Below are 16,188 nucleotides of genomic sequence, written 5' to 3' on the forward strand. Positions count from 1 at the left end.
TCAGGTGATCGATTCGCGGGCATTGCGGCGTGCGCTCGAAGCCAGCGTCCCGGGAATGGGCGCGGGCACGGCGGCGACACGGGGCCGCAAGGGTACCGCCGCGGGACGTTTTTTGCGCGCCACCAGCATGTATCCGCCCCCCACCAGCGATTCGCCGACGGCGGCACCGCCCGCGCGCGGCCAGGCGCTGCCCACCCGGCGCGGCATCGACAGCTCGAATTCGTCGCGCACGAGGCGCTGGCTCCACCACCAGGGCCAGGTGAGGCGCGGCCGCACGCCCCGGCTCTGTTTTGCCACCCAGGGCGACCACAGGCCGAGCGGATGGATACCGGTGATGGCCAGCATGCCGCCGGGAGCCAGCACCCGGATGGCTTCGTCCAGAAGGTTGTCCTGGCGCGCCGTGGTTTCGAGGGCATGGCGCAGCAGCACCACGCCGAAGGCCTCGTCGGCGAACGGGAGGGCCTCCAGGCCGCTCGCGCGGACATCGCCACCCAGGGCCGCCCCGGACACCCGGAGCGTGGCCCAGTGGCCCAGCAGCGGGATAGCGGGCGGCTCGCCCTGCGCGGCGGCGGTGAGATGCAGGCCATGCTCGCCCGTGCACCGCGCCAGCAGGGGTGCCAGTGCGCGCGCCTCGTCGGCCAGCAGCTTGCCGACCTGGGGCGTGGCGTAAATGTCCGGGGAGAACGGGGCCATGGGCTCGCAGTCTAACGGGTCCGAGGGCCCGGAAGCGGTTAATGAGATCCTAACGAGTGAGATATACCCGGCTGATATAGTCCGGCCGCCCCGCCCGGTTTGCATCTTCCCGGCGGCCATTCCTTGGGTGTTCGCGCCCTATCGACGTCACGGAGTCAGCCCGATGCATTGGGTCCCCGTCGCGGCCTTGAGCGACAACTACATCTGGCTGGTCGCCGACGACGAAGGCAATGCCTTCGTCGTGGATCCCGGTGAAGCCGCCCCCGTCGAAGCCGCGCTGGCCAAGCGCGGCTGGCGACTGACGGCCATCCTCCTGACGCACCACCACAACGACCACATCGGCGGCGTGTTCGACCTCGTGCGCGAGCACGACGTCGAAGTGATCGCACCGCTCGACACGCGCATTCCCTACAAGACCCAGATCGTCGACGACGGCGACACGGTCACGCTGGATGCGCCGAGGGCCTCGTTCAAGGTCATCGGCGTGCCGGGCCACACCCGCACGCACATTGCCTACGCGGGCGAAGGCTTCCTGTTCTGCGGCGACACGCTTTTCAGTGTCGGTTGCGGCCGCCTCTTCGAAGGCACGCCCGAGCAGATGCTGGCCTCGCTCGACCGCTTCGCCGACCTACCGGCCGACACCCTGGTCTGCTGCGCGCACGAATACACCGCGGCGAACATCCGTTTCGCGCTGAGCGTCGATCCGGACAACCCGGACCTGCGCCGCCGCTCGGACGAGGTAGCGCGTCTTCGCGCGGAGGGCCAGCCCAGCGTGCCCTCCCGCCTTGCCGACGAATACGCAAGCAACCCCTTCCTGCGCGTGGACAGCGATGCCGTTGCGCGCTGGGTCGGGGCCCAGGGCAACCACCACGCCTCACGAGTGGAGCGCTTCGCCGCCCTGCGGCAAGCCAAGGACACGTTTACCGCATGAACGCACTTCACCGCCGCCTCCTGCCTGCCCTGATTCCCCTGTTCCTGACCGCCTGCGCGGGTGGCGTACCCAAGCCGGTGCCAAAGCAGCCTGCCCCGACGGTTGCGCCGGTGGCACCGGTGGAAGACGTGGCCGTGGCGCCGCAACTATTGCGTCCGGCACAGCCGGCCGACTTCTGGTCGGACATGCGCGAGACGTTCGCGCTTCCCGGCTGCGAAGCCGATCCCCAGGTGCTCGCCTGGGCGCGCACGTACACGAAGCAGCCGAATCGCTTCGAGCAGAACGTGAACGAAGTGCTTCCGCTGATCGCGTACGCGCACAAGTCGGCGGTGAAACATGGCGTGGCCGGCGAATTCGCGCTGCTGCCCTGGGTGGAAAGCCAGTATCGCCACGTGCCGGGCAAGAAGAACCGGCCGGCGGGCATGTGGCAGATCATGCCGCAGACGGCGCGCACGCTCGGGCTGCGCGTGGAGAAGAACTATGACGAACGGCTGGACATCACCAAGTCCACCGAATCGGTCATGAACATGATGCGCCGCTACTACGACGACCTGGGCGACTGGCGCCTGGTCGACGTCGCGTACAACGCGGGCGAGTTCGGGCTGAAGAAGAAGCTCGACAAGCACGGCGGCCCCACGAACGACGACGGCCTTCCGGACGTGCCGATGAAGGCCGGCACGAAGGAACACCTGGTGAAGCTCATGGCCATCGCGTGTATCGTGCGCGACCCGGCGCGCTTCAACGTGTCGCTGCCCAAGCGCGATTCGGAGAACGCCTTGCAGGTGGTGCAGGTATCGAGCCCGCAGTCGCTCGCGCAGGCGGCGAAGCAGTCCGGCCTGTCCATGGACGACCTTCGCGACTTCAATCCGGCCTATCGCTCGAACAAGGGCACCGTCAGTTCCAGCCTGCTGTTGCCGAAGTCGGCGGCGGACCAGTACAAGCTCGGCCCGGTCGCATTGGCGGACACGCCCGACGCCGTTGCCGAAGTGGCGGACGAAGCGGTCGCATCGCTGCCGGCCGCTACGGCGGCGCACGGCAAGACCAAAGCCAGGGACACCGTCGCCAGAACGGCGAAGAAGCCCACGAAGAAAGCCGCGGGCCGCGACGAACCGCAGATCGTGTTCCACAAGGTCAACAGCGGCGAATCGCTCTGGTCGATCGCGCGCCGTCACCAGGTGAGCGTGGAACAGTTGATGAAGTGGAACGACCTGCAGACCCAGGCAGTGAAGCCGGGCCAGGTGTTGAAACTCTCGGCCTCGCGCTGATCGTCTGACGGCCGTGCCGCAAGTGCGTGCGGCACGGCATGGTGAGTCCGTCGCTTAAAGCTGCACTACGTCCCACTGCACGTCCGGATTCACGTCGGCGTCGTAATCGACACCCTTCGCCTCGAACCCGAACAGCTTGATGAAGTCGTGCTTGTAGCCGGCGTAGTCGGTGACCTGCCAGAGGTTTTCCGTGGTGACGGTGGGCCAGAGCTCCTTGCACTCGCCCTGCACGTCGTCGCGCAGTTCCCAGTCGTCGAGGCGCACGCGTCCTTCCGCATCGGTGTCCGGTGCCTTGCCGTCCGCACGGTACAGGCGGTCGTGGAAAAGCCGGTTGATCTGCTCGATGGTGCCTTCGTGGATGCCCTTCGCCTTCATGATCTTGAACACCATGGAGACGTAAAGCGGAATCACCGGAATGGCGGAGCTGGCCTGGGTCACCACGGACTTCATCACGCCCACGTAGGAACGCAGCCCCTTGGCGGCATAGCGCTCGCGAAGTTCCTTCGCGGTGCGGTCCAGGTGCTGCTTGGCCTGCCCCAGCGTGCCGTGCCAGTAGATGGGCCAGGTGATCTCGGTACCGACATAGCTATACGCGATGGTGGTGGCGTTGTCCGCCAGCACGCCCGCTTCGCTGAGCGCATCCATCCACAGTGCCCAGTCTTCGCCACCCATGACGGTGACGGTGTCCTTGATTTCCTGCTCCGTGGCCGGCTCCACCGAGGCCTGCACCACGGCGTCCTTGTTCGTGTCGACGGACGAGGCGGTGAACGTTTCGCCGATGGTCTTCAGCGCGGACCGAACGACTTCGCCGGTCTTCGGCAGCTTGCGCACGGGCGAGGCCAGCGAATAGACCACCAGGTCCACCTTGCCGCCCATCTCGTTACGGATGATGTCGATCGCGCGGGCGCGGGTTTCGTCGGCGAAGGCGTCGCCGTTGATCGAGCGGCTGAAGAGGCCGGTCTCCCGCGCCAGGCGGTCGAACGCGGCCGAGTTGTACCAGCCGGCCGTGCCTGTCTTCGCCTCGCTCGACGGCTTCTCGAAGAACACGCCGAGGGTGGCCGCGCCATGGCCGAAGGCGGCCGTGATGCGCGAAGCGAGGCCGTAGCCGGTGGATGCGCCGATGACCAGCACGTTCTTCGGGCCGTCGGCGAAGGCACCGCTGGCCTTCGTGATGGCGATCTGTTCTTCGACGTTCTTCGCGCAGCCCACCGGATGAGCGGTGGTGCAGATGAAGCCACGGACCTTGGGCTGGATGATCACGGGGTGTCCCTTTGACGCAGTGAGACGCGCATTGTAATCGGCCCGGCCGTCCATGCGCTTCCGCACGGACCACGAGCCCCTGTGGAAGCCGCTTCAGCGGCGATGGGTGCTTGCGGCGACCGTGCCCGCTGCCGCGGGATCGCCGGCGGAGCCGGCTCCCACAAACGCAAAAAACCCCTCCGGAGAGGGGTTCTTGTTGTTACCGAAAACCGCCGGAAGAGCTTACATGCGGTCCTGAGCGATCTTGATCTCGCCCTTGGCCTTCAGGGCCTCGATGTATTCCATCGTGGCCGCCTGAGCCATGGCGTCCATCATCTGGCCGCGCAGGGCGTCGCGCTGCGCCTTCTCCACCTTCGAGGGATCGCCGTCGATCACCTTGTCCACGGCCACGAGAGCGTAGGCGCCGTTGTCCGTCTTCACGGTGGTCCAGCTCGGCTTGCCGTCGACCGGGTGCGGAAGCGTGAACGCCTGCTGCAGGATGGCCCGGGGCACATCGGTGAGGCTGCCGAGCTTGCTGCGATCGACGCCGGAGAGCGTGCGCACTGGCGCCTTCGCGAGGGCCGCCACGTCGCCGCCCTTGGCGAGTTCGCCGGCGATCTTGTCGGCGTTCTGCTTCGCGAGCGTGTCGACGCGCTCGTCGAGGATGCGCTGACGAATCGCGTCAGTGACCTCGGCAAGTGCCTTCGGTGCCGCCGGATTGTGCTTGGCGAGGTGCATGACCAACGCGTCGCCCTTGCCGACCTGCACCAGGGAGGAGTTGTTGCCCTGATTCAGCACGTCGTCCGCGAACGCCGCCTGCACGAACTTCGGATCGGCCGGGATACCCTGCCCCCCGTCGCGGCCGAACAGCGGCGACGTCTTGATGTCCAGGCCCAGTTCCTTGGCGGCGGGCTCAAGCGAACCCGGGTTGCGCTCCGCCAGATCGGCGAGCTGGCCCGCACGCTCGTTGTACAGGCGCTCGCCTTCATTCTTCGCCCAATCCTCGGCAAGCTGACCGCGCACCTCGGCGAACGGCTTGGCATCGCCGTCGCGCGCGTCGCGCAGCCAGATGATGTGGTAGCCCTCTTCCGGCGACAGCACGGGTTCCTTGGTGATCTCGCCCTTCTTCATGCCGAAGAGCGCGGTGTCGAAAGCAGCGTTGGCAACGCCCTTCTCCAGCCAGCCGAGATCGCCACCCGTCCGCTTGGAACCCAGGTCATCGGAGTTCTCTGCAGCAAGCTTGGCGAAGTTCTCCGGCGTGGCTTCCGCGGCGATCTTCTTCGCTTTCTCCAGCGCGGCCTTCTGCTGCTCGGGCGTGGCGTTCTTGGGCACGTTCACGAGGATGTGCGACGCCTCGCGCTGCTCCGGCTGGGCGTAACGCTGCTTGAACTTGTCGTAGTACGCGTGGAGCTGCTCGTCGGTGGGTTCGCCCACCTTGAGGTCGGCCTGCTTCACTTCGAGGTACTGCACCGACACCTGTTCCGGCGTGGTGTAGTCGGCGATGTGCGACTTGTAGAACGCCTCGATCTCGGCATCCGGCACGTTGGCGTCGGTGAGCGAAGGGCGCGGCAGCTCGACGAAACGCAGGTCGCGCTGCTGCATGCGCAGGCGGAAGAAGCCGTCGACGTCGGCGTCGCTGACGAGGGTGGTGCTCGAAATGGCCTGCGGAATGAGCTGCGTGGCCAACGAGCTGCGGACGCGCGCTTCGTACATGCCCGGGCTCATGCCCTGCATGGCGAGCACGGCGCGATACGTTTCGGGACTGAACTGGCCGTTGACCTGGAAGCCCGGATCGCTGCCGATCGCCGCACGAACGCTGGCGTCGGACACGGTGAGGCCGAGGTCGGTGTTGGCCTGCTGCAACAGGGCCTGGCTGATCATGCCGTCAAGCACGCGCTGCTTGAGCTCCGGTTTCTCGAGGTCGGCCGCCGTGAACGGCGAGTTCGGGTCCTGCGCGGCCTGCTGACGCAGTTCGTTGAGGCGCTGCTGCCAATCCTGCTGCGAGATCTCGTGCTCGCCGACTTTCGCGACGTACGTGTCCACGTGCGAGACGAAGTACGACTCGATGCCGAAGAACGCGACGGCGAAAACCGAGACGCCGAGGACGATGGCGGCGGGCCAGCCATGGATCTTGTTACGCAGGGCTTGCAGCATGATGCGACTCGCGAAGGTTGCGCCGGCAAACCCTTGCCGGCGGTAGATAAAACAAAGGCGCCACGCGGGCGCCTTTGCGGACCAATGGCGGAGTGGACGGGACTCGAACCCGCGACCTCCGGCGTGACAGGCCAGCATTCTAACCGACTGAACTACCACTCCACTTCCGTCTGGTGGGTGCTGAGGGGATCGAACCCCCGACCAGCGCCGTGTAAAGGCGACGCTCTACCGCTGAGCTAAGCACCCTCGACGGTAAGACCGTTTAGTTTACGTGATCCTTGAGCGCCTTGCCAGCCGTGAAGGCCGGGACCTTCGAGGCCGGGATCTTGATCTCTTCGTTCGTGCGCGGGTTGCGGCCGGTACGGGCAGCGCGGCTGCGCACCTTGAAGGTGCCGAAGCCCACGACGGCGACATCGTCACCCTTCTTCAGGGCGTCCTTGACGGCTTCGATGAGGCCCTGCAGCGCGCGGCCGGCATCGGCCTTCGACAGTTCGGCCTTTTCGGCGATGGCGTCGATAAGCTCGGATTTATTCATTACGTAACTCCCTTCAAAGGTAATTCGAATCGCCGGACGGCGATCCTTCACGAGAAGACGTCAGGCTGCGATTGCTGCCTTTCGGCAACGAATACGGCAACCCCGCGATCCAGGGCGCCGTTGCGGCGCGGCGATGGCGGTGTGGCCTTTATACCAGCGCCCCCCCACCATCGCAATACAAGCAATACCAAGGCTTTCAGCACATGTGCATCGTCCAGGGAGGGTTGCGCGCAAGGCAAAAAACGATTATCGCGAAGTGTCGATGACAGGACGACGAAAACGAAAAGGGCGCACCGGAGTGCGCCCTTGTTCGCGTCATGGAACGATGGAAGGGATCAATGCGTGAGCGACGGCGACGATTTTCCCTTGCCCCGCTTGCCCTGCGCACGCGGCACTTCCACCGCGTTGCCGCTCTCGTCCGTCTTCTTGAGGCCCAGGGGCCGTTCGAGGGCGAGGTCGAGCACCTCGTCGATCCACTTCACCGGATGGATATCGAGCGAGTCGGTGATGTTATCCGGGATGTCCACCAGGTCCTTCTTGTTTTCATCGGGGATGATCACCGTGGTGATGCCACCGCGGTGCGCCGCGAGCAGCTTCTCCTTGAGTCCGCCGATCGGCAGCACGCGGCCACGCAGCGTGATCTCGCCCGTCATCGCGACCTCGGAGCGCACCGGCACCTTGGTAAGCGCCGAGACGAGCGCCGTGCACATCGCGATACCCGCGCTGGGACCGTCCTTCGGCGTGGCACCCTCGGGCACGTGGATGTGGATGTCGAGCTTCTCGTGGAAGTCCGGCTCGATACCCAGCGCCGCCGCCCTCGCCCGGACGACGCTGAGCGCCGCCTGGATCGATTCCTTCATGACGTCGCCCAACTGGCCCGTGTGGACCAGGCGGCCCTTGCCGGGGACCACAGAGGCCTCGATGCTGAGGAGGTCGCCGCCCACCTGCGTCCAGGCAAGGCCCGTAACCAGACCCACCTCGTTCTGCTGTTCCGCCCGACCGAAGTCGAAGCGGCGCACGCCCAGGTAATGGTCGAGGTTCTCGCCGTCCACGCGCACGCGCCCCGGAGCCGCGACCTTGCCCTTGGGGGCCTTCGTGGCCTTGGCGGATTTGGCCTTGGCCTTTTCGGGCACCGTGCCGAGCGCCAGCTCCTTCACCACCTTGCGGCAGATCTTCGAGATCTCGCGTTCGAGGTTGCGCACACCGGACTCGCGCGTGTAGTAGCGCACGATGTCGCGCAAGGCGTCCTCGCCCACCTCCAGTTCATCCGCCTTCAGGCCATTCGCCTTCAGCTGCTTGGGCAGGAGGTACTTCTGCGCGATGTTGAGCTTCTCGTCTTCGGTGTAACCCGGGATGCGGATCACTTCCATGCGGTCGAGCAGCGGGCCCGGAATGTTGAGCGAGTTCGCGGTGGCGATCCACATCACTTCCGACAGATCGAGATCGACCTCGAGGTAGTGGTCGTTGAATGCGTTGTTCTGCTCCGGATCGAGCACTTCGAGCAGCGCCGACGACGGGTCGCCACGGAAGTCCATCGACATCTTGTCGATCTCGTCGAGGACGAACAGCGGATTCTTCGTGCCGACCTTGTTGAGGTTCTGCACGATGCGGCCCGGCATCGAGCCGATGTACGTGCGACGGTGGCCGCGAATCTCGGCTTCGTCGCGCACCCCGCCGAGGCTCATGCGCACGAACTTGCGGTTCGTCGCCTTCGCGATCGACTGGCCGAGCGAGGTCTTGCCCACGCCGGGCGGACCGACGAGGCACAGAATGGGGCCCTTCATCGTATTCACGCGCTGCTGCACGGCGAGGTATTCGAGGATGCGCTCCTTCACCTTCTCGAGGCCGAAGTGGTCGGCGTCGAGGGTTTCCTGCGCCAGCGCGAGGTCCTTGCGCACCTTGCTGCGCTTCTTCCACGGCACGCCCACCACCCAGTCCAGGTAGTTGCGCACGACGGTGGCTTCCGCGGACATCGGCGACATCTGCTTCAGCTTGTTGAATTCCTGGCGCGCCTTCGCGAGCACGGCGGGCGGCATGCCGGCGCCATCGATCTTCTTCTGGAGTTCCTCGATCTCGTTCGCGCCCTCCTCGCCCTCACCCAGTTCCTTCTGGATGGCCTTCATCTGCTCGTTGAGGTAGTACTCGCGCTGGCTCTTTTCCATCTGCGACTTCACGCGGCCGCGGATGCGCTTCTCGACCTGCTGGAGGTCCATCTCGCCGTCGACGAGGCCGATGAGCAGCTCCAGGCGCTGGCCGACATCGGCCGTTTCGAGCACGCGCTGCTTGTCGGCCATGCGCACGGACAGGTGCGCGGCGATGGAATCCGCCAGGCGCGACGGGTCGTCGATGCCCGAGAGGGTGGCAAGGATTTCCGGCGGCAGCTTGCGGCTCTGCTTTACCAGTTGCTCGAACAGCGACACCAGCGAGCGCGACACGACGTCGAGCTCGCGTTCGTTGTTGCTGTAGACGGGCTCGATGATGCGGGCGCGCCCGCTCATCATGCCGGCATCGTCTTCGAAGGCGTCGATCTGCACGCGCGACTGCCCCTCGACCAGCACCTTCACGGTGCCGTCAGGAAGCTTCAGCAGCTGCAGCACGCCCGCCAGGGTGCCTACGGAATGCAGGTCGCCGATGGCCGGATCGTCGATATCGGGGCTCTTCTGCGCCACGAGCAGGATCTGCCGTTCGCCTTCCATCGCCCGTTCCAGCGCGCGCATGGATTTGTCGCGCCCGACGAAGAGCGGGATGACCATGTGCGGGTAAACGACGACGTCGCGCAAGGGCAGGACCGGCAGAAGGTCCAGCTCGGCTCCACTCGTGGTTTGTCTGCGAATCTTCGCCATGTGATTGGGGTTTCCCTCAGATGTGTGGGCGCAGCTCGACACTGCGCCGGAGCCGCCATACACGTCAAGTGGTGGTGCGCGAACGATCCATCAAGACCGCGTCACGCAAAGAAAAACGGCCCCGGCGTCGTGGGACGCCGGGGCCGCCGGTATTGCCGCGAACTTACGATCAGGCCGCGTCGCCGCCCTCGCCCGCGATCCGCTGCTGCTGCAGGTTGCCGCGATAGATGAGGTAGGGCTCGGCTTGGCCGTCGATGACGGCGTCGTCCACCACCACCTTGCTGACGTGCTCCAGCGACGGCAGCTCGAACATGGTGTCCAGCAGAACCTGCTCGAGGATGGTGCGCAGGCCGCGTGCGCCGGTCTTGCGCTTGAGCGCGCGACGGGCGATGGCGGACAGGGCCTCGGGCCGGAACTCCAGCTCGGCGCCTTCCATGTCGAACAGCTTGCGGAACTGCTTCGTGACGGCGTTCTTCGGCTCGGTGAGAATCTGCACCAGGGCAGCTTCGTCGAGCTCGTCGAGCGTGGCCACGACCGGCAGGCGGCCGACGAACTCCGGAATGAGACCGAAACGGACGAGATCCGCCGGTTCCACTTCGGAGAGCATCTTGCCGACGTTCTCGGTGCGCTCCTTCGAACGGACCTCGGCGCCGAAGCCGATGCCGGTGGTCTCCGAACGCTGCTGGATCACCTTCTCCAGCCCGGCGAACGCGCCGCCGCAGATGAAGAGGATGTTCCGCGTGTCGACCTGCAGGAACTCCTGCTGCGGATGCTTGCGGCCGCCCTGCGGCGGCACCGAGGCAAGCGTGCCTTCGATGAGCTTCAGCAGGGCCTGCTGCACGCCTTCGCCGGAGACGTCGCGGGTGATCGACGGGTTCTCGCTCTTGCGCGAGATCTTGTCGATTTCATCGATGTAGACGATGCCGCTCTGCGCCTTTTCGACGTCGTAGTCGCACTTCTGCAGGAGCTTCTGGATGATGTTCTCGACATCCTCGCCCACGTAGCCCGCTTCGGTGAGCGTGGTGGCGTCGGCGATCGTAAACGGCACGTTCAGCAGGCGCGCCAGCGTTTCGGCCAGCAGCGTCTTGCCCGAACCGGTCGGACCGATCAGGAGGATGTTCGACTTGCCGAGTTCGACGTCGTCGTTCTTCTGGCGCGATTCCATGCGCTTGTAATGGTTGTACACGGCAACCGAGAGCGCCTTCTTGGCGCGCGTCTGGCCGACCACGTACTGGTCGAGCGCTTCCATGATCTCGCGCGGCTTCGGGAGATGGGTACGGCCGGAGGCCGCCTTCTCTTCCAGTTCCTCGCGGATGATGTCGTTGCACAGCTCGACGCATTCGTCGCAGATGAACACGCTGGGGCCAGCGATCAGCTTGCGAACCTCGTGCTGGCTCTTGCCGCAGAAAGAGCAGTAAAGAATCTTGCCGCCGTCATTGGAACGGCTCTGCCGCTCGTCGCTCATGCTTTGGGCCCTACTGAGAATCCAGGTGCGCTTTGAGAATAGCACAGCGCTCCGCCCCCGGAAGGAGGGGCGAAGTGCCGGTTTTCACAAGCGAAAAGTACAATCAAGCTGAACGGACGGTATCGACCGTACGCTTGTCGAGCACCGAGTCGATCAGCCCGTAAGCCTGGGCTTCCGCCCCGCTCATGAAGCGGTCGCGCTCGGTATCGCGGGCGATCTCTTCCACCGTCTTGCCGCTGTGGCGGGCGAGGATCGCGTTCAGGCGCTCGCGCATCGTGAGAATCTCACGGGCGTGGATCTCGATGTCGGTCGCCTGGCCGGAAATGCCGCCGGCCCACGGCTGGTGGATCATGATGCGGGAATGCGGCAGGGAGTAACGCTTGCCTGCCGCACCGGCGGCCAGCAGCAGGGCGCCCATGGAGGCGGCCTGGCCGATGCACATGGTGCTGACATCCGGCTTCACGAACTGCATCGTGTCGTAGATCGCCATACCCGCGGTGACGGAGCCACCGGGGCTGTTGATGTACAGGCTGATGTCCTTGTCCGGGTTTTCCGACTCAAGGAACAGCAGCTGGGCCACGATGACGTTGGCCATGTAGTCGTCGACGGGGCCGACGGCGAAGATCACGCGCTCCTTGAGGAGGCGCGAATAGATGTCGTACGAACGCTCGCCGCGCGAGGTCTGCTCGACGACGATGGGCACCAGGTTGAGGTTCTGGATCGGAGCCATGGACATGCGGTCTCTCCTTCGTGTGGGGCCCGGTAAGTGCTTCGATCAGCGCCCTCAGGCGCCGATCGGCCGCATCACCTCGTCGAAGCTCAGGTCCTGGTCGGTGGTCTTGGCGTTGTCCGCCACCCACTCGGCCACCTGGTCTTCCATGACGCGGTTCTGCAGTCCCGACATCAGTTGGGGGTCGCCGTTGTACAGTTCAATGACCTTCTCCGGCTCCTCGTAGGTGGAGGCGATGGCGGCCAGCATGTCGCTCAGGCGCTTGCGATCGAGGCGCAGTTCGTTCTTCCGGGCAATCTCGCCCATGAGGAGAGCGGCGATGACGCGCTTGCGGGCGAACGGCAGGGCCTCGGCGATCATTTCCGGGCTCGGCTCCTGGCCGCGCGGCAGGTTGCCGGCGGCGAGGCTGCGGGCTTCGGCGTTGGCCATCAGGTCGGGCACGTCGAGGTCCGGGTGGGCGCCGGCCAGCTTCTCGGCCACTTCCGACTTCAGGCGGGCCATGAGGGTGGCCTTCAGCTCGCGCTCGAGGTTGGCGCGCACTTCCTTGCGGAAGGTGTCGATATCGCCGTCGGCCACGCCGAACATCTTCACGAAGTCGGCATCCACCGCGGGCAGGTTGGGCTCCTGCACCTTCACGATCTTGAAGGTGACCTTGGCGGTCTTGCCGGCCAGGTCGGGGTTGCGGAAGTCTTCCGGGAAGGCGACGTCCTGAACCAGGTCTTCGCCCGCGCTGCGGCCGGTCAGGGCCTCGTCGAGGGCCTTGAACAGGGTGCCCGAGCCCAGCACGCTGCCGGCGCGCTCCAGGCCCTCGGCCGGGAAGCGGTAGTCGCCCGCTTCGGCGGCGTATTCGAACATCACGAAGTCGCCTTCCTTCGAGGCGCGGGTGACTTCGTCGAAGCTGCGGCGCTGCGTGCGCAGGGTCTCGATCATCTTGTCGATGTCGGCGTCCTTCACCTCGGCCTTCGGACGGGCGATCTCGATGGTCGAGACGTCGATGGCCGGGAATTCCGGCATCACCTCGAAGGTGGCGGTGTAGGCGATTTCGCCGTTCTCGGCATTGCCCGTGGTGTCGACCGACGGGTTGGCGATGGGCTGGAGCTTCTCTTGCTGGAACGCCTCGCGCAGCGTGCTGCCGATGAGGTCGGAGAGGGCTTCGCCACGGACCTGGGCGCCGAAGCGCTGCTTGATCACGTTGGTCGGCACCTTGCCGGGACGGAAGCCCTTCAGGCGAACCGTACGGCCCATTTCCGCGATGCGCTCGCTGACCTGCGTCTCGAGACGCTCTGCCGGGAACTTCACCGTGAGCTTGCGCCCGAGCTTGCCGACATTCTCAACCGAAACCTGCATGACCTCTCCTGAAACCACCACGGACGTGGCGCGATGGCGGACATCCGTCCGCCGTAACCGAAACAATGGGATTCACCGCGAACGCCGGGCCGGCGCCACGACCTTCCCCCGACGGCGAAAAACCCCGCAAATGACTGCCCATTCTACGTTTTGCCCCGACGCCGCCGCAACCTGCCTCACGGGGTCTCCCAACGCCTCGGACCCTCCCCTTCCCCGGCCAGCCGATCGCCGGGATTGGCCAGGGCGCAGGCCGTCAGCGAAAGGCAGCCGCAGCCGATGCAGTCGGTGAGGCTATCCCTCAGCTTGACCAGTTGGGCGATGCGGCGGTCCAACTCGTCGTGCCAGCGGGCCGACATCGCGGCCCATTCGTCCCGGGTGGGCGTCCTTTCGTCGGGAAGTGTCCCGAAGGCCTGCCGGACCGCCTCCAGCGGCACGCCCACACGCTGGGCAACCCGGATCACGGCGATCCGGCGCAGCACGTCGGCGGCATAGCGACGCTGGTTCCCCGCCGTCCGCAGGCTCCTGATCAGGCCCTTGCGCTCATAGAAATGGAGGGCGGACACCGAGACACCCGATCGTCTTGCCGCCTCGCCGACGCTCAGTTCCCGCATCGCTTGACCTCAACAATGGTTGAGGTTGCATCCTGCACGGCGCAGTTCCCCCATGCAACCGTGCGAGACTCCCCCTCCCCCAAGGAAACCCGATGAACGTGGGAACGTCCGACGCAGCCCTCCTTGCCTCCGAGCCCCGGGGCATCCTCGCCCCACCCTATCGCGCCGCCACCGTGGGCATGGTGGCGCTCATTTCGCTGATCGCCTTCGAGGCGCTGGCCGTCACCACGGCCATGCCGACGGTCGCCCGGGATCTCGACGGCCTGAAGGCTTACGCGCTGGCCTTCGGCGGCGTGCTTGCCACCAGCGTGATCGGCATGACCCTTTCCGGACACTGGAGCGACCGGAACGGCCCGGCACCGGCCATGTGGACGGGCCTTACCGGGTTCGTCGCCGGGCTGCTGATCGCCGGCTTCGCGCACGACATGCCCACCCTGCTGGTCGGCCGTCTCGTCCAGGGCCTCGGCGCAGGCTGCCTGTCGCCGGCCCTCTATGTGATCGTCGGACGGCTCTATCCGGATGTCCTGAGGCCCAAGGTATTCGCCGCCTTCTCGGCGGGCTGGGTCGTTCCGGCCCTGATCGGGCCAGCCCTGAGCGGCGCGATCGTCGAGCACGTCGGCTGGCGCTGGGTGTTCCTTGGCATGCCGGTGCTGGCGATCCCGGCCGCGGCGGCGCTGCGCGGCGCCTTGCGCTCGCTCGGCAAGCCGACCGGGAAGGCAGGCATCGACACCCGACGCAGGATGGCGCGTGCCGTCGGGGCGGCGCTGGGCGTTTGTCTTCTTTTCGTCGCCGGCCAGGAACACGGCTGGCTTGCCGCCGCCATGCTCGCCCCCGCGCTGGTGCTGCTGCTCACGTGCGGCCGGCGCCTTCTTCCCGCCGGTACACTTCGCGCTGCCCGAGGCCTGCCCGCGGTGATCGCGCTGCGCGGGGTAGCCGCATCCGCATTCTTCGGCACCGAAGCCTTCCTTCCTCTGGCCTTCGCGCGGGAACACGGCCTTTCGCCGATGTGGTCCGGCATCGGGATCAGCGTCGGCGCCATCGGCTGGTTTTCCGGCTCGTGGTACCAGGGTCACTACGCGAAAGTGTCGCGGCAGACCCTGATCCGTCGCGGCACGGCCATGATGGTGGTCGGCGTTGTAGTGGCATCGTTGAGCACCTTCGCATGGATGCCCGTATCCGCTTCCGTCGCGGGATGGCTGCTGACGGGCCTCGGCATGGGCATGCTCTACGGCACGCTGGCCGTGTTGGCGCTGTCGATGTCCGCCGAGCACGAACAGGGCGCGAACAGTTCGGCGCTGCAACTCTGCGAAGCGCTGATGGTGGCCACCACGCTAGCCATCGGCGGTTCACTGTTCGCTGCGTTGCTGGATCTTTCGCACACCGCGGCGTTTGCGGCTAACTTTGCGATTACCGTGACGCTTGCTGTTTTGGGTACTGTGGTCGCTCGTCGGACCGAGGCCCGGGCGGCGCCTTGAAATGCTGCAAAGGAATGGAATCGTGACCAACGATGAGCGAGAGAAAATCCGTAGCAACATCAATGCGCTGATGGCGGAGACGATGAAGATCAGCGCGGAAGGACGCTGGTATCCATTTGTGGCCACGGGCGGCGTATTCCTCGCAGCACTTGGGTTCTGCAAGCTGCTCAGCGTTTTGTAACGAGAGAGCTGAATCGCCACACAGATTGTTGGCCGGCACCGGCAGTACCGAGCTTTCAGCGTAACTAAGGTCAAACGAGATCGACGCATCGCGCGATCCGCTCCGGACGCATCCGGACCTTAGGAGCTGCACAGGTATGGTCAGACCAAAGTTAGGAAACAACAGCGGCGGTGGAGCACCCAATCCACCCGTAACACTCCCACCCGTTGTCGTCACCGCGAATAGACCACGCGACCCGTTTCAAGGCGTCAATATTCCTCATCAGGGAAGCCGGCTCCCAGGTCCCGTTCCAGGCATGGGGTCAAATTTAACCGTCCGGATGAGCGCATACGAGCGGGGAGCTTACAAATACGTATCCCCTGGCGGGCATCGCTACAGCCTGCAGATGCGTGTCAGCGCCGCGCAGGAAAGCATCATCAGTCAAATCGTGGACTATGGCTTCTCGCGGGGTGCACCGGAAGAAACGATAGCGCTCATCGCCACAATCGCATACAAGGAAAGTTCGTTTGGGGACAAACTCCAGAATCCCGCATCAAACGCTCGCGGACTATTCCAGTACATGCCCGCGTCGTGGAAGGAGCGCCACGAAAAGTTGAATTGACCTGCCCCCACCAGCCGTACCAATGATCACTGTGAAAGTCCGGGGTTGAAGATTACTGCGTTGTTGTCCTGTTGTGCGCGGTGGTGAGCAGCGAATTGCGACGGCGGGATGCGGCCAC

General features: G+C 65.4%; 14 protein-coding genes and 2 tRNA genes. 5 read left to right on the forward strand and 11 right to left on the reverse strand.

Annotated elements, in window-relative coordinates; genetic code table 11:
• Positions 1 to 693, reverse strand: a complete 693-nt coding sequence (locus HBF26_RS14660; RefSeq protein ID WP_167127993.1) for a methyltransferase domain-containing protein — start codon at positions 691 to 693, stop codon at positions 1 to 3.
• A gap of 163 nt (positions 694 to 856) precedes the next feature.
• Between HBF26_RS14660 and gloB the strand changes: the two genes are divergently transcribed.
• Together gloB and HBF26_RS14670 are read left to right on the forward strand one after the other, a co-directional pair.
• On the forward strand, positions 857 to 1,624 hold the full coding sequence (gloB, locus tag HBF26_RS14665) for a hydroxyacylglutathione hydrolase (RefSeq protein WP_167127996.1): 768 nt from the start codon (positions 857 to 859) through the stop codon (positions 1,622 to 1,624).
• A complete protein-coding gene (locus HBF26_RS14670; RefSeq protein WP_167127999.1) occupies positions 1,621 to 2,889 on the forward strand; it encodes a transglycosylase SLT domain-containing protein in 1,269 nt (422 codons plus the stop codon). Before gloB ends, HBF26_RS14670 begins: the two co-directional genes overlap by 4 nt.
• A 54-nt stretch (positions 2,890 to 2,943) precedes the next feature.
• Here the strand turns inward: HBF26_RS14670 and fabV are convergent, their stop codons facing one another.
• The 10 genes from fabV to soxR form a co-directional block, all read right to left on the reverse strand.
• Positions 2,944 to 4,149 (reverse strand): enoyl-ACP reductase FabV, encoded by a 1,206-nt coding sequence (gene fabV / locus HBF26_RS14675; protein WP_167128003.1) that lies wholly within the window; start codon positions 4,147 to 4,149, stop codon positions 2,944 to 2,946.
• A 222-nt stretch (positions 4,150 to 4,371) separates the two neighbouring features.
• Positions 4,372 to 6,282 carry a SurA N-terminal domain-containing protein gene (locus HBF26_RS14680; RefSeq protein ID WP_167128006.1) on the reverse strand — a complete coding sequence of 637 codons (1,911 nt, stop codon included), beginning with the start codon at positions 6,280 to 6,282 and terminating at the stop codon, positions 4,372 to 4,374.
• Between the two features lie 85 nt (positions 6,283 to 6,367).
• Positions 6,368 to 6,444, reverse strand: a tRNA-Asp gene (locus HBF26_RS14685).
• Positions 6,445 to 6,453: 9 nt separating this feature from the next.
• Positions 6,454 to 6,528 (reverse strand) — tRNA-Val (locus HBF26_RS14690).
• 16 nt (positions 6,529 to 6,544) lie between these two features.
• Entirely contained in the window at positions 6,545 to 6,817 is a 273-nt protein-coding gene (hbs, locus tag HBF26_RS14695) for a non-specific DNA-binding protein Hbs (RefSeq protein WP_072321387.1), read from the reverse strand.
• A 335-nt stretch (positions 6,818 to 7,152) separates the two neighbouring features.
• Entirely contained in the window at positions 7,153 to 9,660 is a 2,508-nt protein-coding gene (gene lon, locus HBF26_RS14700) for an endopeptidase La (protein WP_167128009.1), read from the reverse strand.
• A gap of 169 nt (positions 9,661 to 9,829) precedes the next feature.
• On the reverse strand, positions 9,830 to 11,125 hold the full coding sequence (gene clpX, locus HBF26_RS14705; RefSeq protein WP_167023281.1) for an ATP-dependent Clp protease ATP-binding subunit ClpX: 1,296 nt from the start codon (positions 11,123 to 11,125) through the stop codon (positions 9,830 to 9,832).
• Positions 11,126 to 11,228: 103 nt separating this feature from the next.
• Positions 11,229 to 11,855 carry an ATP-dependent Clp endopeptidase proteolytic subunit ClpP gene (gene clpP / locus HBF26_RS14710; RefSeq protein ID WP_414675145.1) on the reverse strand — a complete coding sequence of 209 codons (627 nt, stop codon included), beginning with the start codon at positions 11,853 to 11,855 and terminating at the stop codon, positions 11,229 to 11,231.
• A gap of 54 nt (positions 11,856 to 11,909) precedes the next feature.
• Positions 11,910 to 13,202 carry a trigger factor gene (tig, locus tag HBF26_RS14715; RefSeq protein ID WP_167128012.1) on the reverse strand — a complete coding sequence of 431 codons (1,293 nt, stop codon included), beginning with the start codon at positions 13,200 to 13,202 and terminating at the stop codon, positions 11,910 to 11,912.
• A gap of 176 nt (positions 13,203 to 13,378) precedes the next feature.
• On the reverse strand, positions 13,379 to 13,813 hold the full coding sequence (gene soxR / locus HBF26_RS14720; RefSeq protein ID WP_167128015.1) for a redox-sensitive transcriptional activator SoxR: 435 nt from the start codon (positions 13,811 to 13,813) through the stop codon (positions 13,379 to 13,381).
• Positions 13,814 to 13,905: 92 nt separating this feature from the next.
• Here soxR and HBF26_RS14725 point away from each other — a divergent pair, with 92 nt between their 5' ends.
• The 3 genes from HBF26_RS14725 to HBF26_RS14735 all read left to right on the forward strand — a co-directional run bounded on the left by HBF26_RS14725 (position 13,906) and on the right by HBF26_RS14735 (position 16,070).
• Positions 13,906 to 15,288 (forward strand): MFS transporter, encoded by a 1,383-nt coding sequence (locus HBF26_RS14725; RefSeq protein WP_167128018.1) that lies wholly within the window; start codon positions 13,906 to 13,908, stop codon positions 15,286 to 15,288.
• A gap of 22 nt (positions 15,289 to 15,310) precedes the next feature.
• Complete coding sequence (locus HBF26_RS14730; protein ID WP_167128021.1) at positions 15,311 to 15,469, forward strand: hypothetical protein; 159 nt, start codon at positions 15,311 to 15,313, stop codon at positions 15,467 to 15,469.
• 319 nt (positions 15,470 to 15,788) lie between these two features.
• Positions 15,789 to 16,070: a transglycosylase SLT domain-containing protein gene (locus HBF26_RS14735; RefSeq protein ID WP_167128024.1), complete on the forward strand. Its 282-nt coding sequence runs from the start codon at positions 15,789 to 15,791 to the stop codon at positions 16,068 to 16,070.
• Positions 16,071 to 16,188: the final 118 nt, after the last annotated feature.

It is taken from the genome of Luteibacter jiangsuensis, assembly GCF_011742555.1.
In the GTDB taxonomy this organism is placed as follows: domain Bacteria; phylum Pseudomonadota; class Gammaproteobacteria; order Xanthomonadales; family Rhodanobacteraceae; genus Luteibacter; species Luteibacter jiangsuensis.

Coding starts and splice junctions, on each gene's coding strand:
- HBF26_RS14660 (WP_167127993.1), bottom strand. CDS start 693: ATGGCCCCGTTCTCCCCGGACATTTACGCCACGCCCCAGGTCGGCAAG.
- gloB (WP_167127996.1), top strand. CDS start 857: ATGCATTGGGTCCCCGTCGCGGCCTTGAGCGACAACTACATCTGGCTG.
- HBF26_RS14670 (WP_167127999.1), top strand. CDS start 1,621: ATGAACGCACTTCACCGCCGCCTCCTGCCTGCCCTGATTCCCCTGTTC.
- HBF26_RS14680 (WP_167128006.1), bottom strand. CDS start 6,282: ATGCTGCAAGCCCTGCGTAACAAGATCCATGGCTGGCCCGCCGCCATC.
- hbs (WP_072321387.1), bottom strand. CDS start 6,817: ATGAATAAATCCGAGCTTATCGACGCCATCGCCGAAAAGGCCGAACTG.
- lon (WP_167128009.1), bottom strand. CDS start 9,660: ATGGCGAAGATTCGCAGACAAACCACGAGTGGAGCCGAGCTGGACCTT.
- clpX (WP_167023281.1), bottom strand. CDS start 11,125: ATGAGCGACGAGCGGCAGAGCCGTTCCAATGACGGCGGCAAGATTCTT.
- clpP (WP_414675145.1), bottom strand. CDS start 11,855: ATGGCTCCGATCCAGAACCTCAACCTGGTGCCCATCGTCGTCGAGCAG.
- tig (WP_167128012.1), bottom strand. CDS start 13,202: ATGCAGGTTTCGGTTGAGAATGTCGGCAAGCTCGGGCGCAAGCTCACG.
- soxR (WP_167128015.1), bottom strand. CDS start 13,813: ATGCGGGAACTGAGCGTCGGCGAGGCGGCAAGACGATCGGGTGTCTCG.
- HBF26_RS14725 (WP_167128018.1), top strand. CDS start 13,906: ATGAACGTGGGAACGTCCGACGCAGCCCTCCTTGCCTCCGAGCCCCGG.
- HBF26_RS14735 (WP_167128024.1), top strand. CDS start 15,789: ATGAGCGCATACGAGCGGGGAGCTTACAAATACGTATCCCCTGGCGGG.